The organism is Enterobacter sichuanensis (genome assembly GCF_002939185.1).
Taxonomy (GTDB): domain Bacteria; phylum Pseudomonadota; class Gammaproteobacteria; order Enterobacterales; family Enterobacteriaceae; genus Enterobacter; species Enterobacter sichuanensis.
Genome location: NZ_POVL01000002.1, coordinates 93,933 through 113,817, shown reverse-complemented (window position 1 = coordinate 113,817; position 19,885 = coordinate 93,933). Strand labels below are relative to the sequence as shown.

Sequence of the window (19,885 nt, the reverse complement as noted above, 5' to 3'; positions counted from 1 at the left end):
GATGCTTATCACGAATTTCCTTTCTCAGATCCTGTGCTATTCTTTTTGTGTCGTTGATTTAATGACAAAAACCATACAGAGAGGAACGTTATGGGAATTTTATCCTGGATTATCTTTGGGCTTATTGCGGGTATTCTGGCGAAGTGGATCATGCCGGGCAAAGATGGCGGTGGGTTTATCGTCACCGTAATACTGGGTATTGTCGGCGCGGTAGTCGGCGGCTGGATCAGTACGTTGTTCGGGTTTGGCAAGGTCGATGGCTTTAACTTCGGTAGTTTCGCCGTCGCGGTGATTGGTGCACTGGTTGTTCTGTTTATCTACAGAAAGATCAAAAGCTAAGCCCTGTAAGCGTTAAAAAAGGCTGCCAGATGGCGGCCTTTTTACGTAGTGGGTTTACCACCAGCCAAGCTGCGTGCCGGCGAACGCCGCGAGGGCAACGATCAGCATAATGACGGTTGTTTTGCGCATTTATGCCCCAGGAGCCGCATAACCGCCGACAAAAAACCATGCTAAAAAGACCACCGCCGTTATAAAAATAACGACCGGGAAGAGGATCCCTATTCTCATACCATCACCTGTTTCGGTTTCTATAACGCCGTAGAGTGTACGGGGTTAATCCATAGTGAGAAAGCGTGTTTTGCTTTTTCCTTTCTTATCCTGATACATCGCGACGTCCGCGGCACGTAACGCGCTGTCCGGATCGGTTGCGCCTGGGTCAACTTCGATAACGCCGAGGCTGGCTCCCGGATAGATAATGTGAACGCTGCCCAGCCAGTATTCACCGGCAATACAGGCGCTGAGACGTGATTTGAGCAGGGTGACCTGCGTGATATCGCCTTCACTGTGGGGCTGGCCCAGCGACGCCACCAGAAACTCATCACCACCCAGCCGGCCGATGATGTCGTCCTGCTGCTTTCCTTCCGTCAGACGTTTGCCCACTTCAACCAGGAACTGGTCGCCGGCTTCGTGTCCATAACGGTCGTTAATCAGTTTAAAATCATCCAGATCGATAAACGCGATGATAGCGTTACGCTTCAGATGCCGGGCCAGCGAGAACAGGGTGGTCAGATCCTCAAACAGGGCACGACGGTTGGGTAAACCGGTCAGGGCATCGGTATAAGAGTGCGCAATGAGGGCCGCGTTGGCTTCGCGAAGCTGGGTGACCAGCGACTCCTTCTGGATGTACTGGCCAATCAAACCCGCGAATAATCTCAGCACCTGCTCACCGCGCTCGCTGAGGGGTTTCTTCGCCGTGCTGGTGGCGCAGAGCGTTCCGTACAATGAACCATCGGCAAAATGGACGGGGATGCTCATATAGGTAGTAATGCCAAGCGCTTTTGCCGCTTCACACTCAGGCCAGCGTTCGGGGACGTCGTTACTGAACAGGGTATCGCTATCCAGCGCACGCTTGCACAGCGTTTCATCCCAGGGAACGCTCAACCCTTCGGGGATCGTCATCTGCTTGCTGTTGCGGGCGTAGAGGATATGCTGCAGCCGGGCCTGGATATCAACTTTAGTGAGGTAAGTTGACTCCATGTCGGTCACGATCTCCAGCATCTCCAGTAACTGACGAACGAGGCTTTCAAGGGATTGTTCAGTGGCGAGGGTTTCTGAAACACGGGCAAGGATAATATCCGACATGACGTAGAATGACTCCCAGGCAGAAGACGTCTGCATCTGCATGTTATGCTTTATTTTTAGGCTTCAGCCATAGTAAAACATGAATATAAAAAATTTAATATATGCGCGGGTTGGGGGAGAGGGCGAAAAAAGCCCCGGCGTTGAGGACCGGGGCAAAGACATCTTGATTACGGAATGATGTTCTCTGGTCATATCGAGAACATTCCGCACTATAGGCTGGAAAAGTGCAGTTAAAATGGAGAAATCATGGAGAACGCGGCGCTGGCCCGTTACCCTTAGCCTGTCATGATGTCAAAAGGATCAATAAGATGAGATTTCTGCTTCTGGCCCTTGCGCTACCGCTGGCGGCTTGCACCACAAAAACTCCCCCACCGGATGCGCCTCAGCCACCGCATGCTATCGGGATGGCTAACCCGGCTTCCGTTTACTGTCTGGAAAAAGGGGGGGAACAGATCCCGATCCAGAGCCCACAAGGCGTGCGCACGGAGTGCAAATTACCCGATGGTAAAGTGATCGATGAATGGGACCTCTACCGTCGCGATCACCCGCAGCCCGCCAGGTGACAGCGGGGCCGGGATTGCGATACACTTCTCTTTAGGATTATTCTTAGCCAGTTTCTGGCCATCGTTATCGTGAGAGAAGTATGTTTCAGCTTAAACCGGGCAGCATGGCGTTAATCGTGGGTGCCCGCACGGCGTCAGGCCGTCGCAATATTGGTAAATCTGTTGAGTTATTTGGCCTTTGCCAGCCCGGCCTGCGCTTCGTTAACCCGGTTAACGGCGTAATGACACAATTACCCGCCACGGCAGATCGCGCACTTTGGCTGGTGACGGGTGATGTCTACGCCTTTGACAATCAGCACGGCTTTGCGTTTGTTCGCGCCGAACATCTGATGCCGCTCAACCCGGATGGAGCACCGCAGATTCTCGGTGAACTCACCGTCAGCTGATTACAGATGGCGCAGCCAGTCAGCTAAGACCTGCGCGTGATTTTGTTCCGTGTTTTTGGCAGCAAACAGCAGCGTGACGGTCTGCTTTTTGGCCCTCGCCGCCAGAAGCATGCCGTCGTCCACATGCTGCGCCAGCTCTTCCCGATAGGCCTGACTGAAGGCCGCGAAATCAAGGGTTTCGCTGTGAAAGGCCTTGCGTAATTCATTCGACGGCGCGAGCGCTTTACACCATTCATCATAGACGAGGTCCGTTTTTTTAACCCCGCGCGGCCACAGTCGGTCCACCAGCACCCGATATCCGTCGTCCGGGCTAGCCTGTTCGTATACCCGTTTGCATTGAATCATGATCCCACCCTCCCAATTTAAGGTATTGTGATAACTGCAAAAGATCGGTAGTCTGAGGTTCCTTATGTTATCTGATAATTCTCTGGCATAAGGAACCTTTCATGGAACACCTCCCGGTTAAAACGACGCTGCGCATTGCGCTGGTTGGCGACTACAATCCCGCTGTTATTGCGCATCAGGCGATCCCGCTGGCCATTGACGATGCCGCTGCTGTCCTTGACCTCACTGCCGATTACGACTGGCTTGCCACCACGGAGCTCACCAGCCCGGAAGATCTGGTGGGCTACGATGCCATCTGGCTGGTTCCTGCAAGCCCCTATAAAAACACGGAAGCCGCTTTTATCGCCGCGCGCTACGCCCGTGAAAACGGCATTCCGTTCCTGGGCACCTGCGGTGGGTTCCAGCATGCGTTGATCGAGTATGCCCGTAATGTGTTGGGCTGGAGCGATGCGGCACACGCTGAGACGGATACCGAAGGCACTATGGTGATTGCGCCGCTCACCTGCTCGCTGGTGGAAAAAACCGATGCCATTGAGCTGCGTAATAATACGCTGATTGCGAAAGCGTACGGCAAGCCGGAAATTGAAGAGGGATATCACTGTAATTATGGCGTGTCGCCGGCCTTTGCCCAGGCGCTGGAGAGCGGTGATATGCATGTCACAGGCTGGGACGATCAGGGAGAAATTCGTGCCGCGGAACTGGTTACCCACCCGTTCTTTGTGATCACCTTATTCCAGCATGAGCGTGCTGCGCTGGAAGGCCGTCCGGTGGTGCTGGTACAGGCGATGCTGCGCGCGGCCCGCGGATAAAAAAGGCAGACCCGAGGGTCTGCCTCCGTGTTTAACGGGGCGCGATCTCCCGGTCTCGCCCGGCCAGCATGCCGCAGACGGCCATGATCACAGCGGCCAGCGCGCAGCCCAGAAGTGGGAGACGCCAGTCTCCCGTGGTATCATGAATTTTCCCCATTACCGGCGGGCCGCAGGCCGCGAGCAGATAACCAATCGACTGTGCCATGCCGGACAGCGCCGCCGCCTGATGCGCAGAGCTGGCGCGCAGACCGATGAACGTCAGACCGAGGATCATCGTTGCCCCGGTACCAAAGCCAAACACCAGCGTCCACATTACCGCCAGCTCAGGCATAAACCACAGGCCCGCCGCACTCACCGCGCACATCAGCGCCACCGCGCCGGCGATGCCCCGCTGATCCTTCAGACGGTGGAGGATCAGCGGAACGGCAAGACCCGGTACCGCCGTGGCCAGCTGTAAAAGTCCATGCACCGAGCCGGCCTGCGCTTCGCTGTAGCCGTGGCTGAGCAGTATCGCCGGCAGCCAGCCGATGATGACGTAGTAAATCAGCGAGTTGATCCCCAAAAAGAGCGTCACCTGCCAGGCGAGAGCCGAGCGCCAGATGGCGCGGTTATGCAGCGCGCCAGCGCCCGTGACCGTCGCGGCGTGTTCCTGACGCCACTGCGGCAGCCACAGCAGCAGCGCGAGCAGTGGAAATACCATCAGCATCAGCAGCGCGCCATGCCAGCCCGCCGCCCCCTGCGCCAGGGGAACAATCAGTGCCGAGCCGAACGCCGCCGACACGCCCATCGTCAGGGAATAGGCGCCGGTGAGTTTCGCCACCTGGCCGGGAAAGTCACGTTTAATTAACCCGGGTAACAGTACATTGCCGAGCGCAATGCCGCAGCCTATCACCGCCGTTCCAGCGAAAAGCGCAGCGGCGGAGGGCAGGGAGCGCACGGCAATCCCGGCGCAAATCAACAGCAGGGCGATAAACAGGCTGCGCTCCATGCCGATGCGCCGGGCCACACCGGCTGCAAGCGGCGAGACCAGAGCGAAGGCCAGCAGCGGCAGGGTGGTCAGCAGACCGGTTTGCGCCGTGCTTAAGCCATAATCAAGACGAATAGTATCGAGCAGCGGGGCTGCCCCGGTAAAGGTGACGCGAAGCGTCGTGGCAATCATCAGGATGCCTGCGATCAGCAGCACGCCGTGTTTTCCTGAGGTGCGAAGTGCAGTAGTCATTTTGTTCTCATACGTTCAAGCGAGTGCACACCATACCGATTTTCGCGGCGGTTGAAATCAGGCTAAAATGACAGTTTATCGCTAAAATCGGACAACCTGATGATTGGTCTGGGACTGGACGGCTACGATCCTGATAGCCAGCACGATGCGGCCGTCGCATTTCGCATTCGCGTGGTGGCAGAGGAACAATATATTCCGCTTCATCACCACCGCAAGGGACAGCTAATTCTGGCTCTTGGCGGGGCGATCACCTGCGAAGTGGAAAATGCCATGCTGATGGTGCCGCCTCAGTATGCCGTCTGGATCCCCGGCCAGATGCCGCACAGCAACAGAGCCACGCCGGGGGCACAACTCTGCTTTCTGTTCATTGAACCGGGGACCGCGCGGTTGCCCGACCGCTGCTGCACCCTGAAAATCTCTCCGCTGGTACGGGAATTGATTTTATCGCTGGCAGAAAAATCACGTGAACAGTTGCACCTTGCGGCCACCTCGCGGCTGGTGAATGTCCTGTTTGATGAGCTGCCGCTCCAGCGCCAGGAGCATCTGCAACTGCCCGTCTCACCCCATCCCAAAATCCGGCTGATGAGCGAGAAGATGGCGGAAGAGCCGGCGGCCTGGCAGACGCTGGCGCAGTGGGCAAGCCACTTTGCCATGAGCGAACGCAACCTGGCACGGCTGGTGGTGAAAGAGACCGGCTTGAGCTTTCGCCGCTGGCGTCACCAGCTGCAGTTGATTGTGGCGTTACAGCATTTGATTAGCGGCAAATCAGTGCAGCAGGTGGCTCAGTCACTGGGCTATGACTCGACCACCGCGTTTATCACCATGTTTAAAAAGGGGCTGGGTCAGACGCCGGCGCGTTATATGGCCAGCCTGACTACGACTTCCCGATAAACAGCGAGACAAGACCCGCCGCAATCAGCGGGCCCACCGGAACGCCGCGAAAGAGCGCCACACCCAGCACGGTGCCCACCAACAGGCCCGCTACCAGCGAGGGCTGGCTGCTCATCAGCGTGACGCCGCGTCCCCCCAGCCACGAAACAAAAATCCCCACCGCGATCGCCACCAGTGATTTCCAGTTGACGAACGAGTGCAGCAGCGTTGAGGCGGGAAGGGTACCGCTGGCGATGGGTGCCATCACCCCAATGGTTAAAATGATGATCCCGATGGTCAGCCCTTGTTTTTCTATCCACGGGAAAAAGGTATTGAGCGGCGTTACGCGCACAATGATAAGCACCAGAATCGAGATGGCGACGGTAGTGTTATGGCTGATAAAGCCGAGCGCGGCGAGCGCCAGCAGAATGAGCAGAGTCGGGTCAAACATAGGGGAATCCTTGCCAGAAAAATGATCCTGCTTACTGTACGCGGAAAAACGGTGGACAGGTTTAAAAAGATTTTTATCGCTGTCATAACCTTGTCATTTACGCGGATTAAAACGAAGGGAGATATCGCAAAAGGGGTCGCCATCATGAACGATCACATGTTTGTCGAAACGCTGATTATCTCCTCATCGTTTTTCGCCATCGCCGTTATTCTGGTCGCTTCCGTGCTGTTTCTGGAAAGAAAAGGCTGACAGGAGCGCCAGCCAGCGCGGTCAGGCTCTGTGGAACGTCACCAGCTCTGGACGGGCGATGCGCAGGTAATCCTGGGTGTCCATAATCACGGATTTCTCCAGCAGACCGGCGTTAAACGCGATTTCGTCAACGCGCTCGAACAGCAGCGGGTCGGCAACCAGCGCCAGATCAGGATGGAAGCTAAAGGGCGGGATGGCGCCAAACACGCAGGCGGTGAGAGCATCGACCTCGGCCGGGCTGGCGAGAGAGGCTTTCAGCCCACCAAAATGGCTGGCAAGCTGGCTCAGGTCGGCCTGCAGATCGGCGGCCAGGATCGCCAGAACGTGTTTTTTTACGCCGTTTCCCTTCACTTTGCACACCAGCGCTTTTGCCCCCTGGCGCAGTTCGGTCCCGCGAATTTCACTTACCGCTTCGCATTTTCCGACCGCCTCATGCTCCATGACGCGAAACCGTGCGCCCTGCTCGGTGAGTAAAGTAATCAGTTGCTGATGGGTTCCTGCCCCAATAACGTCGTCAGTCATAACGCTTTCCCGGTGAAAATCCAGTAGGTAGCTTTCTACATTAGCACGGGATGTACGGGGTCGAAAGAAAACAGCCAGCGGGTTCGCTGGCTGTTGGATTATGCGTTGCTGGTGGCGGACTGCTTGTGGAACAGCTCCCTGAACACGGGATAAATATCATCCTGGTCACGGATGTGCTGCATGGCAAAATTATCAAACATCGACTGCAGATGTTCATACTCCCGCCACAGGGTCTGGTGTGCGCGACGGGTGATTTCGATATAGCTGTAGTAACGCACCACCGGCAGAATCTTTTTCGCCAGAATTTCGTGACACAGCGGTGAGTCATCTGCCCAGTTATCGCCGTCCGACGCCTGCGCGGCATAGATGTTCCACTGCGCCGGGTCGTAACGCTCTTTCACCACTTCATCCATCAGCTTCAGCGCGCTCGAGACGATGGTGCCCCCGGTCTCCTGAGAGTAGAAGAACTCGTGTTCATCCACCTCTTTGGCCTGGGTATGGTGGCGAATATAGACCACTTCCACGTTCTTATACGTTCGGCTCAGGAAGAGATAGAGCAGAATATAAAAACGCTTCGCCATATCTTTGGTGGCCTGGTCCATGGAGCCGGAAACGTCCATCAGACAGAACATCACCGCCTGGCTGGAGGGTTCCGGACGCTTTTCGTAGTTCTTGTAGCGCAGGTCGAAGGTGTCGATAAACGGTACCCGGTCGATCTTCGCTCTCAGCTCGGCAATCTCTTTACGCAGGCGCTCCTCTTCCAGCAGTTGCGCCGGCTCGCTGTTTTCCACCACCTTCAGGCTGCTCTCCAGTTCACGCAGCTCACGACGTTTTCCTGCCGTCATGGCCGTGCGTCGCGCCAGCGAGTTCTGCAGCGAACGCACGACGCTGATATTGGCGGGCACGCCGTTGGCGGTATAACCCGCGCGATGGGTTTTGTATTCATTGAGCTGACGGTGCTGATTCTTTTTGAGATTCGGCAGCGCCAGGTCTTCGAACAGCAGGTCGAGATATTCATCTTTTGAGATCTGGAAGACAAATTCGTCCTGACCTTCACCGTCCTGGCTGGCCTGTCCCTGACCGCTTCCTGAACCACCGCCGCCGCCCTGAGGACGCTCAATTCTGTCGTTCTGAACGAAGTGGTCATTACCTGGGTGTACGCGATGGCGCAGGCCGCCTCGCCCTTGATGAAACATCGGTTCGCTGATGTCATCGGTGGGGATGGAGACAGACTCGCCGCTGTCGACGTCGGTCACCGAGCGTTTGTTGATGGCCTCGGAGATAGACTGTTTAATTTGCGCTTTATAACGACGCAAGAAGCGCTGGCGGTTCACCGTGCTCTTGTTTTTGCCGTTAAGACGCCGGTCAATAAACCAGGTCATATACCCCCCGTACTGCATTTGCCAACTTGCATTTTGTAGGCCCGGCAGGCGTTAAACGCCACCGGGCACTTGTTTTAAGACGATTTACGCACACGCAGATACCATTCGCAGAGCAGGCGAACCTGTTTGCGGGTGTAGCCTTTCTCCATCATACGGTCGACAAAATCGTCGTGCTTTTTCTGTTCATCGGTTGAGGTTTTGGTGTTAAACGAGATCACCGGCAACAGCTCTTCGGTATTAGAGAACATTTTCTTCTCAATGACCGTGCGCAGCTTCTCGTAGCTGGTCCAGTTCGGATTGCGGCCGTTGTTGTGCGCTCTGGCGCGCAGCACAAAGTTCACAATCTCGTTACGGAAGTCTTTCGGGTTGCTGATCCCGGCCGGCTTCTCGATTTTTTCCAGCTCCGCGTTCAGGGATTCACGGTCAAACAGCTGGCCGGTATCCGGGTCGCGGTACTCCTGATCCTGGATCCAGAAGTCAGCGTAGGTGACATAACGGTCGAAAATGTTCTGCCCGTATTCTGAATAGGACTCCAGGTAGGCCGTCTGGATCTCTTTGCCAATGAACTCGGCGTATTTTGGAATAAGGTAACCTTTCAGGAACTCCAGGTAGCGTTCAGCCTGCTCCTGTGGGAACTGCTCGCGTTCGATTTGCTGCTCCAGCACGTAGAACAGATGAACCGGGTTAGCCGCCACTTCCGCATGGTCGAAGTTAAAGACGCGAGAGAGGATCTTAAACGCAAAACGCGTGGACAGACCGTTCATCCCTTCATCAACCCCGGCGTAATCGCGGTATTCCTGATAGGACTTCGCTTTCGGGTCGGTATCTTTCAGGCTTTCACCGTCATACACGCGCATTTTTGAGTAGATGCTGGAGTTTTCCGGCTCTTTCAGGCGCGACAGGATAGAGAAGCGTGACAGCGTTTCCAGGGTGCCGGGCGCGCACGGGGCATGCGCCAGCTCACTGTGGTTAAGCAATTTCTCGTAAATTTTGATCTCTTCGGAGATCCGCAGGCAATAAGGCACTTTGACGATGTAAACGCGGTCAAGGAACGCCTCATTGTTTTTGTTATTACGGAAAGTCACCCATTCAGATTCGTTCGAGTGGGCGAGAATAATCCCGTTAAACGGCAGGGCGGAGATACCTTCCGTCCCGTTGTAGTTCCCTTCCTGGGTCGCCGTCAGCAGTGGATGCAGCACTTTGATCGGTGCTTTAAACATCTCGACGAACTCCATAATCCCCTGGTTTGCTCGGCACAGCGCGCCGGAGTAACCGTAGGCATCCGGGTCATTCTGCGCGAAGTTTTCCAGCTTACGGATGTCGACTTTACCCACCAGAGCGGAGATGTCCTGGTTGTTCTCATCCCCGGGTTCTGTTTTCGCGATGGCAATCTGTTCCAGGATAGACGGCCAGACTTTCACCACGCGGAATTTGGTGATGTCGCCGCCAAACTCGTGCAGGCGTTTCGCCGCCCACGGCGACATGATGGTGCCGAGATAGCGACGCGGGATGCCATACTCTTTGTCCAGAATTTGCGCATCTTCCTGCGGGTTAAACAGGCACAGCGGATGGTCGTTGACCGGGCTGCGCTCGCCGTTCGCGCTCAGCACATAGATAGGCACGCGCTGCATCAGCGACTTCAGGCGTTCAGCCAGCGAGGACTTACCGCCCCCCACCGGGCCGAGTAAATAGAGGATCTGTTTCTTCTCTTCCAGGCCCTGAGCAGCATGCTTCAGGTAAGAGACGATTTGTTCAATGGCATCTTCCATACCATAGAACTCTTCAAACGCCGGGTAGCGGGCGACCACCCGATTCGAAAAGAGACGGGAAAGCCGGGGTTCCAGGGCAGTATCAACCATGTTTGGCTCACCAATAGCCATCAATAGCCGTTCTGCCGCATTGGCATAAGCACTGCGATCTTGCCGACAGATGGTAAGAAACTCCTGCAGTGTGAACTCTTCGTCCTTGGCAGCTTCATAACGCTGGCGATAGTGATCGAATATATTCATGGCATGCCGTCCTTTCGTTTTTTAGCACAGGATAAGAGCCGTTCGTATGAGTAGTGGAGGCTCCCGGAAGAGGATCTCTCGCACCTCACTGCCAGAGCAGCAACCTGTGTGCCAGGTCGGACGCTAAGCACCGCGGGGTGTTCAGGAAAACTCTTCTTAAATTAAAGCGTAGATGGCATTTGCAAAACTTGCATGCCGATAAAATCTAATTTCAATGACATATCAATAACTCATCCAAAAATTTCCACTGTGGTGATAAGGCAAATGCCCCTTTTTCATACAGTGGTCATATAAATGAAAGCGGGTTGTCATCTGAAAAGTTAAAAATAATGGGTTAATCAGACTGATTAGCAGGCAAAAAATTTTGGGATGTACGGGAATGGCGGTTACACTTCACCCGCTGATTATTTGACTACAGGAAAGAATGGATTGTGACCAAACTCAAACTTCTGGCATTGGGCATCCTTGCCGCGACCGCAGTAAGCACCGCACAGGCGGAAAGTCAGTGGACGGTTGGCGCGGGCGTTGGCGTCATTAACAGCCCGTACAAACAGTATGACCGTGATCTTTATCCCGTTCCCGTTGTCACCTATGAAGGCGATAACGTCTGGTTCCATGGGCTCGGCGGTGGCTACTATTTGTGGAACGATACGGCCGATAAGCTCTCCATTATGGCTTACTACGACCCAACGCACTTCAAGCCGGGCGACAGCGACAGCCACGCGCTTCGTCAGCTCGACAAGCGTAAAGGCACCCTGATGGCTGGGCTTTCCTATGTGCATAACACCCAGTACGGTTTCCTGCGTACTGCCCTCGCGGGTGACACGCTGGATAACAGCAACGGCTTTATCTGGGATCTGGCGTGGTTATACCGCTACACCAACGGTGCGCTGACCCTGACGCCAGGTATCGGTGTGCAGTACAACAGCGAGAACTACAACGACTACTATTACGGCGTCTCTAAAAACGAATCCCGTCGCAGTGGTCTGAAAAGCTACAGCGCTGATGATGGCTGGAATCCCTACCTGGAGCTGACCGCTAGCTATAACTTCCTCGGGGACTGGAGCGTATACGGTACTGGCCGTTACGAGCGTCTGAGCGATGAGGTGAAAGACAGCCCGATGGTCGACAAGTACTGGGCAGGCATTTTCTCAGTCGGTGTGACCTACAAGTTCTGATTGCACTACTAACGTGCAGTCCGTGCATTAAAACGGGGCGCTTGCGCCCCGTTTGCTTTGGTATGGTGCAGAGAAGCACAATCCCCTAGCGCTTCACAATCTTGATTGTCTGTCCTAAGCGAGAGGGTTTTTCATCGCTCGCTTTCTGCGGTGTGCTCACGCAAGCGGTTTCCACACAGACAAACGTTTTATATCCCTCATCCGTCATGTCGGCCATGCTGACAGAAAGCGCCGGGCCCGGGTTCCAGCCCACCACGTCGCTGTGATGATGATGAACCACTTCGATGCCACGGTTCAGGGCGCCGTCGTGGATCACGCTGCAGGCTTCCGGATGCAGATAGACGCGATCGGTACGGTCAGGGAAAGTCTGTACCCCGTCGCTCAGTTTACCTTCTTTCGCGTTGTCGACTTTGTCGATATACGTATCGCCAAGGCCGCTCACCTTCACCGCGCCGATGTCACCCACGTGGAAGTAGGTATGCAGGGCAGAGGTGGTTTCGAACTCACCGTGGGCTTCCAGTTCAATTTCACAGGTCTTGCCCAGCTTAAAGCGGGCGTACAGGGTGAAATCATGCGGCCAGAGGGCACGGGTTTGATCATTCGCCTGAAGTTCAAAGGTCAGCACAGCGCCGTTGTCATCTTCATTATGCGCTTTCAAAGTCCACTGCTGGTTACGGGCAAACCCGTGAGAAGGCAAACCCGGCTGTGCGGACGGGCCAAACCATGGCCAGCAGATCGGTACGCCACCGCGGATGGCTGCCCCTTTTTTAAAAGAGGTCGCGTCGCTCAGCCATAAAGCTTCGGCTTCACCTTCCGGTTTCCAGGAGAGCAGGTGAGCGCCGTTCAGTGCCACGGAGGCTTTAACGCGCGGATGGTCAACGACGATGACATCGGCACCGTCAATCTGACGCCGGGAAAGCACAGGGGTAAGCTGTTCGACTACCGGAAGTGCAAAAATTTTATTAATCATTAAGCAATCCTCTGTCTTGGCAATAAAAAAGGCGACCGAAGTCGCCTTTTTGGATCAAACACTCATCTCAACTTATTTGGAGATGTGAGCGATCAGGTCCAGTACTTTGTTAGAGTAGCCGGTTTCGTTGTCGTACCAGGATACCAGTTTAACGAAGTTGTCGTTCAGTGCGATACCTGCTTTAGCATCGAACACGGAAGTGCACACTTCGCCGTTGAAATCGGTAGATACAACGTCGTCTTCGGTGTAACCCAGAACGCCTTTCATTGCGCCTTCGGAAGCAGCTTTGATTGCTTTCTTAATTTCTTCATAAGAAGCAGCTTTTTCCAGACGAACGGTCAGGTCAACAACGGATACGTTAGGAGTTGGAACGCGGAACGCCATACCAGTCAGTTTGCCGTTCAGTTCTGGCAGTACTTTACCTACTGCTTTAGCAGCACCGGTAGAGGATGGGATGATGTTCTGAGCCGCGCCACGGCCGCCGCGCCAGTCTTTGTGAGACGGGCCGTCAACGGTTTTCTGAGTAGCGGTGGTTGCGTGAACGGTAGTCATCAGACCTTCGATGATGCCGAAGTTGTCGTTGATAACTTTAGCCAGCGGTGCCAGGCAGTTGGTGGTGCAGGATGCGTTAGAAACGATGTCCTGGCCAGCGTAAGTCTCGAAGTTTGCACCACGAACGAACATTGGGGTGTTGTCTTTGGAAGGACCCGTCAGAACAACTTTTTTCGCACCCGCAGTGATGTGTTTACGTGCAGTTTCGTCGGTCAGGAAGATACCGGTTGCTTCAGCAACAACATCAACACCGATTTCGTTCCATTTCAGGTTAGCTGGGTCTTTCTCAGCAGTAACGCGGATGGTTTTGCCGTTAACAACCAGGTGGCCGTCTTTCACTTCAACGGTGCCGTCGAAACGACCGTGAGTTGAGTCGTACTTCAGCATGTACGCCATGTATTCAGCGTCCAGGAGATCGTTGATACCAACGATTTCGATGTCAGAACGTTTCTGAGCAGCACGGAAAACAATACGGCCGATACGGCCAAAACCGTTGATACCTACTTTGATAGTCATATATTCCACCAGCTATTTGTTAGTGAATAAAAGGTTGCCTGTAAAATTACAAAAACCTTACGCAGCGTCAAGCGGAATCGTGTCAATCATTGCGACAAATCAATCCTGTGACTAACGTTTGTGCGACTGACTCGCCTCACTTTCCCTTTGAGCTTGCAACCACATGGGGGCTGCGCCCGGAATTTTAAAGTCCTCTCAGGATTAAAATGTGAACATGATCACAATTGCCTGACCGCCTTTTCGCGACACATAAGTTTAGATCAAAAGTGCACGCAAGGGTGTTAATGTTTTGTTAGAATCCGGGTTAAAAGATGTCTGTTTCTACAGCGAGATGTAAGCCTATGTCGAACCAACGTAACCCTGACGATTTGAAAAAAAACCTCACAGAAATGCAGTTTTACGTGACGCAGAATCACGGCACGGAACCGCCGTTCACCGGACGTTTACTGCATAACAAACGCGATGGCGTTTACCACTGTCTGGTCTGTGATGCGCCGTTGTTCAATTCCCAGACGAAATACGATTCTGGCTGCGGCTGGCCGAGCTTTTACGAGCCGGTGAGCGACGAGGCAATCCGCTACCTGACTGACTCATCCCATGGCATGGTGCGCACGGAAATACGCTGCGGCAACTGTGATGCGCACCTGGGTCACGTCTTCCCGGATGGACCACAGCCAACGGGCGAGCGTTTCTGCGTCAATTCAGCCTCACTGAGCTTCAGCGACGATGAAAACGGCGACCAGATTAAAGGTTGAAAAAACGATTCAGCAAATTATTCCTGCTAAAGGGAGCGATTGTGAATATTGAAGAGATGATTAGCGGCATGACGCCGGAGATTTATCAGCGTCTGGTCACCGCCGTTGAGCTCGGAAAATGGCCTGACGGCGTCGCGCTGACGCCGGAGCAAAAAGAGAACAGCCTGCAACTGGTCATGTTATGGCAGGCGCGTAATAACACCGACGCGCAGCACATGACCATCGACACCAACGGCCAGATGGTGATGAAGAGCAAGCGTGAGCTGAAAGAAGAGTTCGGCATCACGCCGAAGCCGATTGCCACTTTCAAATAATGAACTCAATGTAGGCCGGGTAAGCGTTAGCGCTACCCGGCACAATACTGCTTAGTGCGGGATCCCCAACGACGCCGCCAGCTGCTTCGCTAACTGGTTTTCGTCATCCGCGCCATACTCCCAGAACATCGCCCCGGCGAGGCCTTTCGCTTTGATATAGTCCGCTTTGATGGCAACGGAACGTGGGTTCTCATACGAAATCGCAAACAGCGCGTTGCCATCGGCACCCTTCACCGAGAGCCACGGCACTTTCGCCTGCTCGTCCCAGTGCTCTGTAAAGCGCTTCTGCGGATCGTTCAACAGCTTTTTCACGATATCGTTGTACTTCACGTAGGTATCTTTGGTCAGGTCATAGCCGAGTGACCTGAACAACCCGATCTCCTGTGGCCCGAAGTAAGGCTGGGTGACCGGATTTTTTTGTGCGTCGGGTTTGCTCCAGTCAATGCCCGGCTCCACGGCGCGTTTCGGCACGCGGCCATAGAAACCGATCCCAAGGTTCATCTGCTGCGGCTTCAGCCCGGCGGCCAGATAATTGTTCACCACAAAATCGACGCTGTATTTATCTGCGGCGGCCACCGTCGGCCAGGTGCTGGAGTCATACAAATTGGCGTTGAAATATTGCGTTCCGTACGCCATGTCGTAGGTCATCAGGTTGATGTAGTCGAGCAGGGGAGCGATGGCGGTGACATCCACCCAGCTTTTCGGACTTTCCGCGTTGGCGCCCACCGCAATGGTCACCAGCTTTTTGTCTCCGAAGGCGGCGCGCATCTCTTTTAGCAGGGAGGTGAAGTTATCCCGGTCGGCGGGCTGGCTTGCAACCAGACCCCATGCGCCATTCACCGGGTACTCCCAGTCGAGATCGATCCCGTCCAGACCGTACTTGTCGACAATCTCCTGCGCGGAGCGGATAAACACCGCGCGACTCTCTTTGGTTGCCGCTGCGCCAGAGAAACCGCGTGCGCCCCAGCCGCCGACGGAGAGCAGGACCTTAAGGTTCGGGTTTTGTTTGCGCAGGGTCGGGATGAATGCGAGGTCGGAGGCGACTTTGGGTGATAACCAGATCTGGTGCAGCCTGGTGGAGTCTTTCAGCGCGGCGTTGGTTTCGTCTTTTTCGTCGTTATAGATCAGACCAAACGAGTAGTTGAGATGTGTAATCTGGCGGACGTCTAATTTGTTGATGTCGCCACCCGGTCCGGCAGTGACGTCACCTCCGCCGTTAAAGTAGCCCACGGACATCAGGTTACTGGCAGAAGCAACGGAAGCGCACAGCAGGGGCAATACTGCCAGCAAAGGCATACATTTCATACAAGTTCCTCTTTGACATAATAAAATTAACCACGCCACGGAAAAGGCGTGGCGAAAAAACAACCTGATGAGAATAGCATTGCCGCTTCGCTGAGGATGCGAGGGAGTTCACTTTATGGGAGATCGGAGAGGGGGTTGCCGGGTAAGCGCAGCGCCACCCGGCATAAAAGACTACGCCTGCGTTTCCAGCCAGTCTTCGAGCGTATACAGCGTCGCACCTTCCGCGGCCATGTCCATAAACGCCTGGGCACTGTCCTGCGGCTGGATATTCACCCCACGGCAACCGTCGGTGATGACGCTGACGGTATAGCCTAACTGGAGCGCGTCCAGCACGGTAAACTTCACGCAGTAATCGGTTGCCAGCCCCAGCACAATCAGCTCCGTGATTTCATGGTGACGTAACCACGCGTCCAGCGCCGTTTTCTGGCGATGCCCGTTATCAAAAAACGCGCTGTAGCTGTCGATAGCAGGGTTTTCCCCTTTATGGAACACCGCATCGATGGCTTTCTGTTTCAGGAGCGGATGAAGGTCCGCGCCTTGTGTCTGCTGTACGCAGTGATCCGGCCAGAAGGTTTGTGACAACCCGTCGAGTTCTCCCTGAGTGAATGGCTCGACGTGATGCTGGCTGGCAAAGCTGCCATGATTCGCCGGGTGCCAGTCCTGGCTTGCGACAACCGCTTCACCGCGGGCTTTGCACCAGTCAATCAGCGTGTTGGCCACGTCAACGGTGCTGTCACCTTCGGCGACGGCCAGCGCACCGCCCGCGCAGAAATCATTTTGCAAATCGACCAGTAGCAGGGCGCGTTGCTTCATGAGACCTCCTTATTCGTCAGGCGTCAGTTCGCCGCGCAGGTTTTGCATCATCGCGCTGCGTATGGACTGAATATCCAGATCCTGGCTCAGTAAATAGTGAAGTTTAGTCAGCGTTGCCTCAACGGTCATGTCGAAGCCGCTGATCACCCCCGCATGCGCCAGCGCGTTGCCGGTGGCATAGCCGCCCATATTGACTTTACCGGACATGCACTGCGTCAGGTTCACCACTACAATTCCGCGCTCGCTGGCCTCCTGAAGCTCTTTCAGGAATTCGCCGTTCTGCGGCGCATTGCCCACGCCGTAGGAGCGCAGAATCAGCGCTTTCACCGGCTGGCGCAGGAAGTTGCGCACCACGTCTGCAGAGATCCCCGGGTAGATGGTGACCACGCCAATCGGTTGCGGCGTAATCGGATGCACAATCAGCTCGCCTGCGGTGTTTGGCGCAGGCGGGGTTCCCAGACGACGAATATGAATACCGGCTTCCAGCAGCGGCTGAAGGTTGGGTGAAGCGAAAGCGTCAAACCCGTCGGCATGGGCTTTGGTGGTGCGGTTGCCGCGATACAGGCGGTTGTTAAAGAACAACGACACTTCGTTAATCGGGTAATTCGCCGCCACGTACAGGGAGTTCAGCAGGTTGATCTGACCGTCGGAGCGCAGTTCCGCCAGCGGAATTTGCGAGCCCGTCACGATAACCGGCTTGCTCAGATTCTCCAGCATGAAGGAGAGCGCCGAGGCGGTAAAAGCCATGGTGTCGGTACCGTGGAGGATCACGAAACCGTCGTACTGGTCGTAATGGGCTTTGATGTCATCCGCGATGTGCTGCCAGTCTTCTGGCGTCATATCGGAGGAGTCCATCAGCGGTTCATACTCGTGGATAGTGAAGTCAGGCATTTCCGGACGGTGGAATTCTGGCATCAGCGCAAGCTGACGCTGAAGGTGGCCGGAGACGGGGATATAGCCGTTTTCAGAGCGTTGCATACCGATGGTACCGCCAGTGTAGGCTACATAAATCGATTTCTTCTGCATGGTAGTGAGTTCTTGTTCTTCAAAAGAAAAAAATCCCCTCTTCGCGAGAAGAGGGGACGGTTTTTAACGGACGTTCGCGCAGGTCAGGCAAAACGCGTAACGACTTTGTGGATCATTAAAGGCCGCGAGCTTATCGCTTTCCGCTTTCATCGCTTTTGCCGCCGTGGCGACGGGCGCAGGCAGATAGGCCTGCAGCGCCTCCGGCAGCATGGCGCGCACGGAGCCGGACATGCTGTCCATGACCATATCGAAGAACGACGGCTCGTCCTGATAGTATTCAACATGCCACTGTTTCAGCTTCGCCAGTTCAGCGGCCTTCTTCACCGCGTCATCGAAGTCGCCCAGGCTGTCGACCAGACCGTTGCTCTTCGCATCCTGGCCGGTCCAGACGTGGCCCTGGGCAATCTGGTCGATCTGCTCAGGCGTCTTTTTACGCGAATCCGCCACCAGGGTGATAAAGCGTTTATAGCCGTTCTCAATGCTGAGCTGCATCATCTCAGAGACTTCCGGCGGCAGAGATTTTGTCACCGACACATCCGCCAGCGGGGAGGTCGCCACGCCGTCGGTATGCACGCCCAGAGAATCCAGGCTGTTTTCCACGGTGTTGATCACCCCGAAGATGCCAATTGATCCGGTCAATGTGCTTGGGTTGGCCACGATATAGTTAGCGGGAGTGGAGATCCAGTACCCCCCGGAGGCGGCCATTCCGCCCATTGAGACGACGACCGGCTTGCCGGCGGCACGCGCGGCAGCCAGTTCAGCGCGGATCACCTCGGAGGCGCTGACGCTGCCACCAGGGCTGTTCACCCGCAGCACAATCGCTTTCACTTTCGGATCCAGGCGCGCATCGCGGATTTGTGATGCCGTGGTATCACCGCCCACGTTCCCCGGCGTCTCCTGACCGTCCATGATGGCACCGTTGGCAAAGACCACCGCGACGCTGTCACCGCTCTCATCCGGTTTTTTCGCCGAGTAGTCGTACATGCTGATGGCGCTGTAATTTTTGTCCTCTTTGCTCCAGCCAAACTGTTTGCTCAGGGATTTTTCAATCTCGGCGCTGGTGCCCAGGGCATCAACCAGTTTGTTGTCGAGCGCATATTTCGCGGTATCGCCATCTACCTTACGCAGGCCGTCCAGCACGCCCTGTGCGCCAGGGAACACCTGTTCCGGCGTAATCTGGCGGTTAGCGGCAACGGTGCCCAGATAGTTCTGCCACAGTTCGCCAATCCAGCGGCTGTCCGCTTCACGGGCGGCAGGGGACATATCATCGCGGATAAACGGCTCAACGGCCGACTTATAAGTCCCGACGCGGAAGACGTGGGTGGTGACCTTCAGCTTGTCGAGCAGCGATTTGTAATACAGCCCGTTGGTGGCAAAACCGTGCAGATCGACCGTGCCCTGCGGAGAGAGCCAGATCTTATTGGCAAAGCTCGCCAGATAATATTGCCCCTGGCTGTAGCTGTCGCCCACGGCAATCACCGGCTTGCCGCTGTCGCGGAATTCGCGCAGCGCTTTACCGATGTACTGCATGGAAGGCTGATCGCCGCCGGCAAAATCTTTCAGATCCAGCACGATCCCGGTGATGTTACGGTCGTCTTTGGCCTGACGAATAGTATCGACAATATCAAACAGGGAATTTTCCTGCAGACGGTCTGATGTCGCGCCAAACAGCTGGCGGCTGATTACCCCCAGACGGCTGCTGGCGGACGGTTTATCAACAATAACGCCGGTAATATCGAGTAACAGCGCCCCGCGAGTCGAATGCTGCGCCTGATTCGCGTTACTGATGTGCATCCAGATGCCCGCGCAAACCAGAACCAGGAAAATGAAGAAGATGTTCATCACCAGGTTGCGGACGAAGTTGAGCAGTCGCCACGTCCATTTAAAGAAACCGGCAAAGATTCGCCAAAGGGTTCGCATGTATTCTCCCTAACCAGAAAATGACTGTTTCCGTCGCCACTGGACGGTAATGTTGGGTTATCGTAATGACCCAACCGCCACTTGTCAGCA

At 55.1% G+C, this 19,885-nt stretch carries 23 protein-coding genes; 9 read left to right on the top strand and 14 right to left on the bottom strand.

The window, feature by feature from the left end; translation table 11 throughout:
- The first annotated feature begins 90 nt into the window (after positions 1 to 90).
- Entirely contained in the window at positions 91 to 339 is a 249-nt protein-coding gene (locus C5687_RS01630; RefSeq protein WP_008500746.1) for a GlsB/YeaQ/YmgE family stress response membrane protein, read from the top strand.
- 129 nt (positions 340 to 468) lie between these two features.
- Here C5687_RS01630 and C5687_RS01625 read toward each other — a convergent pair whose 3' ends face one another.
- Both C5687_RS01625 and C5687_RS01620 read right to left on the bottom strand, forming a co-directional pair.
- On the bottom strand, positions 469 to 567 hold the full coding sequence (locus tag C5687_RS01625) for a YoaK family small membrane protein (RefSeq protein ID WP_014883431.1): 99 nt from the start codon (positions 565 to 567) through the stop codon (positions 469 to 471).
- 45 nt (positions 568 to 612) lie between these two features.
- Positions 613 to 1,641, bottom strand: coding sequence for a sensor domain-containing diguanylate cyclase (locus tag C5687_RS01620; protein WP_047959793.1), 1,029 nt, complete (start codon positions 1,639 to 1,641; stop codon positions 613 to 615).
- Positions 1,642 to 1,949: 308 nt separating this feature from the next.
- Here C5687_RS01620 and C5687_RS01615 point away from each other — a divergent pair, with 308 nt between their 5' ends.
- Both C5687_RS01615 and C5687_RS01610 read left to right on the top strand, forming a co-directional pair.
- Positions 1,950 to 2,204 carry a putative hemolysin gene (locus C5687_RS01615; protein ID WP_047958296.1) on the top strand — a complete coding sequence of 85 codons (255 nt, stop codon included), beginning with the start codon at positions 1,950 to 1,952 and terminating at the stop codon, positions 2,202 to 2,204.
- Positions 2,205 to 2,284: 80 nt separating this feature from the next.
- The gene (locus C5687_RS01610; RefSeq protein ID WP_104556294.1) at positions 2,285 to 2,590 is read left to right on the top strand and encodes a nuclear transport factor 2 family protein; all 306 of its coding nucleotides are present in this window, start codon (positions 2,285 to 2,287) and stop codon (positions 2,588 to 2,590) included.
- Here C5687_RS01610 and C5687_RS01605 read toward each other — a convergent pair whose 3' ends face one another.
- Positions 2,591 to 2,935 (bottom strand): DUF488 domain-containing protein, encoded by a 345-nt coding sequence (locus C5687_RS01605; protein ID WP_047958298.1) that lies wholly within the window; start codon positions 2,933 to 2,935, stop codon positions 2,591 to 2,593. It abuts the gene before it with no gap.
- A gap of 101 nt (positions 2,936 to 3,036) precedes the next feature.
- Between C5687_RS01605 and C5687_RS01600 the strand changes: the two genes are divergently transcribed.
- Complete coding sequence (locus C5687_RS01600; RefSeq protein ID WP_025758199.1) at positions 3,037 to 3,744, top strand: CTP synthase C-terminal region-related (seleno)protein; 708 nt, start codon at positions 3,037 to 3,039, stop codon at positions 3,742 to 3,744.
- A gap of 31 nt (positions 3,745 to 3,775) precedes the next feature.
- On the opposite strand, the gene C5687_RS01595 is transcribed toward C5687_RS01600, so the two are convergent.
- Positions 3,776 to 4,963 (bottom strand): CynX/NimT family MFS transporter, encoded by a 1,188-nt coding sequence (locus tag C5687_RS01595; protein WP_045284964.1) that lies wholly within the window; start codon positions 4,961 to 4,963, stop codon positions 3,776 to 3,778.
- Positions 4,964 to 5,062: 99 nt separating this feature from the next.
- On the opposite strand from C5687_RS01595, the gene C5687_RS01590 reads away from it, so the two are divergent.
- On the top strand, positions 5,063 to 5,854 hold the full coding sequence (locus C5687_RS01590) for an AraC family transcriptional regulator (protein ID WP_025758201.1): 792 nt from the start codon (positions 5,063 to 5,065) through the stop codon (positions 5,852 to 5,854).
- On the opposite strand, the gene C5687_RS01585 is transcribed toward C5687_RS01590, so the two are convergent.
- Positions 5,838 to 6,284: a DUF441 domain-containing protein gene (locus C5687_RS01585; protein WP_008500737.1), complete on the bottom strand. Its 447-nt coding sequence runs from the start codon at positions 6,282 to 6,284 to the stop codon at positions 5,838 to 5,840. The two genes, C5687_RS01590 and C5687_RS01585, sit on opposite strands and share 17 nt — an antisense overlap.
- A 144-nt stretch (positions 6,285 to 6,428) precedes the next feature.
- On the opposite strand from C5687_RS01585, the gene yoaI reads away from it, so the two are divergent.
- The gene (gene yoaI / locus C5687_RS01580) at positions 6,429 to 6,533 is read left to right on the top strand and encodes a small membrane protein YoaI (protein WP_010430055.1); all 105 of its coding nucleotides are present in this window, start codon (positions 6,429 to 6,431) and stop codon (positions 6,531 to 6,533) included.
- A gap of 21 nt (positions 6,534 to 6,554) precedes the next feature.
- Here the strand turns inward: yoaI and C5687_RS01575 are convergent, their stop codons facing one another.
- The 3 genes from C5687_RS01575 to yeaG form a co-directional block, all read right to left on the bottom strand.
- Positions 6,555 to 7,055: a YbaK/prolyl-tRNA synthetase associated domain-containing protein gene (locus C5687_RS01575; RefSeq protein WP_025758202.1), complete on the bottom strand. Its 501-nt coding sequence runs from the start codon at positions 7,053 to 7,055 to the stop codon at positions 6,555 to 6,557.
- Positions 7,056 to 7,153: 98 nt separating this feature from the next.
- A complete protein-coding gene (locus tag C5687_RS01570) occupies positions 7,154 to 8,437 on the bottom strand; it encodes a YeaH/YhbH family protein (protein ID WP_047958303.1) in 1,284 nt (427 codons plus the stop codon).
- A 74-nt stretch (positions 8,438 to 8,511) separates the two neighbouring features.
- Entirely contained in the window at positions 8,512 to 10,446 is a 1,935-nt protein-coding gene (gene yeaG / locus C5687_RS01565; RefSeq protein WP_025759338.1) for a protein kinase YeaG, read from the bottom strand.
- Positions 10,447 to 10,877: 431 nt separating this feature from the next.
- Between yeaG and C5687_RS01560 the strand changes: the two genes are divergently transcribed.
- A complete protein-coding gene (locus C5687_RS01560) occupies positions 10,878 to 11,624 on the top strand; it encodes a MipA/OmpV family protein (protein ID WP_104556293.1) in 747 nt (248 codons plus the stop codon).
- An 85-nt stretch (positions 11,625 to 11,709) separates the two neighbouring features.
- On the opposite strand, the gene C5687_RS01555 is transcribed toward C5687_RS01560, so the two are convergent.
- The gene (locus C5687_RS01555) at positions 11,710 to 12,594 is read right to left on the bottom strand and encodes a D-hexose-6-phosphate mutarotase (protein WP_045285250.1); all 885 of its coding nucleotides are present in this window, start codon (positions 12,592 to 12,594) and stop codon (positions 11,710 to 11,712) included.
- 72 nt (positions 12,595 to 12,666) lie between these two features.
- Positions 12,667 to 13,662: a glyceraldehyde-3-phosphate dehydrogenase gene (gapA, locus tag C5687_RS01550; protein ID WP_014831506.1), complete on the bottom strand. Its 996-nt coding sequence runs from the start codon at positions 13,660 to 13,662 to the stop codon at positions 12,667 to 12,669.
- A 341-nt stretch (positions 13,663 to 14,003) separates the two neighbouring features.
- On the opposite strand from gapA, the gene msrB reads away from it, so the two are divergent.
- Together msrB and C5687_RS01540 are read left to right on the top strand one after the other, a co-directional pair.
- Entirely contained in the window at positions 14,004 to 14,417 is a 414-nt protein-coding gene (msrB, locus tag C5687_RS01545) for a peptide-methionine (R)-S-oxide reductase MsrB (protein WP_025759332.1), read from the top strand.
- A gap of 41 nt (positions 14,418 to 14,458) precedes the next feature.
- Entirely contained in the window at positions 14,459 to 14,731 is a 273-nt protein-coding gene (locus C5687_RS01540) for a YeaC family protein (protein WP_025759331.1), read from the top strand.
- Between the two features lie 51 nt (positions 14,732 to 14,782).
- Here the strand turns inward: C5687_RS01540 and chiD are convergent, their stop codons facing one another.
- From chiD to sppA, 4 genes are all read right to left on the bottom strand, one after another.
- On the bottom strand, positions 14,783 to 16,036 hold the full coding sequence (chiD, locus tag C5687_RS01535; protein WP_104556292.1) for a chitinase ChiD: 1,254 nt from the start codon (positions 16,034 to 16,036) through the stop codon (positions 14,783 to 14,785).
- A gap of 171 nt (positions 16,037 to 16,207) precedes the next feature.
- Entirely contained in the window at positions 16,208 to 16,849 is a 642-nt protein-coding gene (gene pncA, locus C5687_RS01530) for a bifunctional nicotinamidase/pyrazinamidase (RefSeq protein WP_094918941.1), read from the bottom strand.
- Positions 16,850 to 16,858: 9 nt separating this feature from the next.
- Complete coding sequence (ansA, locus tag C5687_RS01525; RefSeq protein WP_008500705.1) at positions 16,859 to 17,875, bottom strand: asparaginase; 1,017 nt, start codon at positions 17,873 to 17,875, stop codon at positions 16,859 to 16,861.
- Between the two features lie 63 nt (positions 17,876 to 17,938).
- Positions 17,939 to 19,795, bottom strand: coding sequence for a signal peptide peptidase SppA (sppA, locus tag C5687_RS01520; protein WP_047958306.1), 1,857 nt, complete (start codon positions 19,793 to 19,795; stop codon positions 17,939 to 17,941).
- Positions 19,796 to 19,885 lie beyond the last annotated feature (90 nt).

Excerpts from the sequence above, each read along its gene's own strand:
- sppA (WP_047958306.1), bottom strand. The coding sequence starts at position 19,795 with ATGCGAACCCTTTGGCGAATCTTTGCCGGTTTCTTTAAATGGACGTGG.
- C5687_RS01595 (WP_045284964.1), bottom strand. The coding sequence starts at position 4,963 with ATGACTACTGCACTTCGCACCTCAGGAAAACACGGCGTGCTGCTGATC.
- C5687_RS01620 (WP_047959793.1), bottom strand. The coding sequence starts at position 1,641 with ATGTCGGATATTATCCTTGCCCGTGTTTCAGAAACCCTCGCCACTGAA.
- pncA (WP_094918941.1), bottom strand. The coding sequence starts at position 16,849 with ATGAAGCAACGCGCCCTGCTACTGGTCGATTTGCAAAATGATTTCTGC.
- C5687_RS01610 (WP_104556294.1), top strand. The coding sequence starts at position 2,285 with ATGTTTCAGCTTAAACCGGGCAGCATGGCGTTAATCGTGGGTGCCCGC.
- C5687_RS01600 (WP_025758199.1), top strand. The coding sequence starts at position 3,037 with ATGGAACACCTCCCGGTTAAAACGACGCTGCGCATTGCGCTGGTTGGC.
- chiD (WP_104556292.1), bottom strand. The coding sequence starts at position 16,036 with ATGAAATGTATGCCTTTGCTGGCAGTATTGCCCCTGCTGTGCGCTTCC.
- C5687_RS01630 (WP_008500746.1), top strand. The coding sequence starts at position 91 with ATGGGAATTTTATCCTGGATTATCTTTGGGCTTATTGCGGGTATTCTG.
- ansA (WP_008500705.1), bottom strand. The coding sequence starts at position 17,875 with ATGCAGAAGAAATCGATTTATGTAGCCTACACTGGCGGTACCATCGGT.
- C5687_RS01575 (WP_025758202.1), bottom strand. The coding sequence starts at position 7,055 with ATGACTGACGACGTTATTGGGGCAGGAACCCATCAGCAACTGATTACT.
- yeaG (WP_025759338.1), bottom strand. The coding sequence starts at position 10,446 with ATGAATATATTCGATCACTATCGCCAGCGTTATGAAGCTGCCAAGGAC.
- C5687_RS01605 (WP_047958298.1), bottom strand. The coding sequence starts at position 2,935 with ATGATTCAATGCAAACGGGTATACGAACAGGCTAGCCCGGACGACGGA.
- C5687_RS01570 (WP_047958303.1), bottom strand. The coding sequence starts at position 8,437 with ATGACCTGGTTTATTGACCGGCGTCTTAACGGCAAAAACAAGAGCACG.
- C5687_RS01585 (WP_008500737.1), bottom strand. The coding sequence starts at position 6,284 with ATGTTTGACCCGACTCTGCTCATTCTGCTGGCGCTCGCCGCGCTCGGC.
- C5687_RS01590 (WP_025758201.1), top strand. The coding sequence starts at position 5,063 with ATGATTGGTCTGGGACTGGACGGCTACGATCCTGATAGCCAGCACGAT.
- msrB (WP_025759332.1), top strand. The coding sequence starts at position 14,004 with ATGTCGAACCAACGTAACCCTGACGATTTGAAAAAAAACCTCACAGAA.
- gapA (WP_014831506.1), bottom strand. The coding sequence starts at position 13,662 with ATGACTATCAAAGTAGGTATCAACGGTTTTGGCCGTATCGGCCGTATT.
- C5687_RS01625 (WP_014883431.1), bottom strand. The coding sequence starts at position 567 with ATGAGAATAGGGATCCTCTTCCCGGTCGTTATTTTTATAACGGCGGTG.
- C5687_RS01555 (WP_045285250.1), bottom strand. The coding sequence starts at position 12,594 with ATGATTAATAAAATTTTTGCACTTCCGGTAGTCGAACAGCTTACCCCT.
- C5687_RS01615 (WP_047958296.1), top strand. The coding sequence starts at position 1,950 with ATGAGATTTCTGCTTCTGGCCCTTGCGCTACCGCTGGCGGCTTGCACC.
- yoaI (WP_010430055.1), top strand. The coding sequence starts at position 6,429 with ATGAACGATCACATGTTTGTCGAAACGCTGATTATCTCCTCATCGTTT.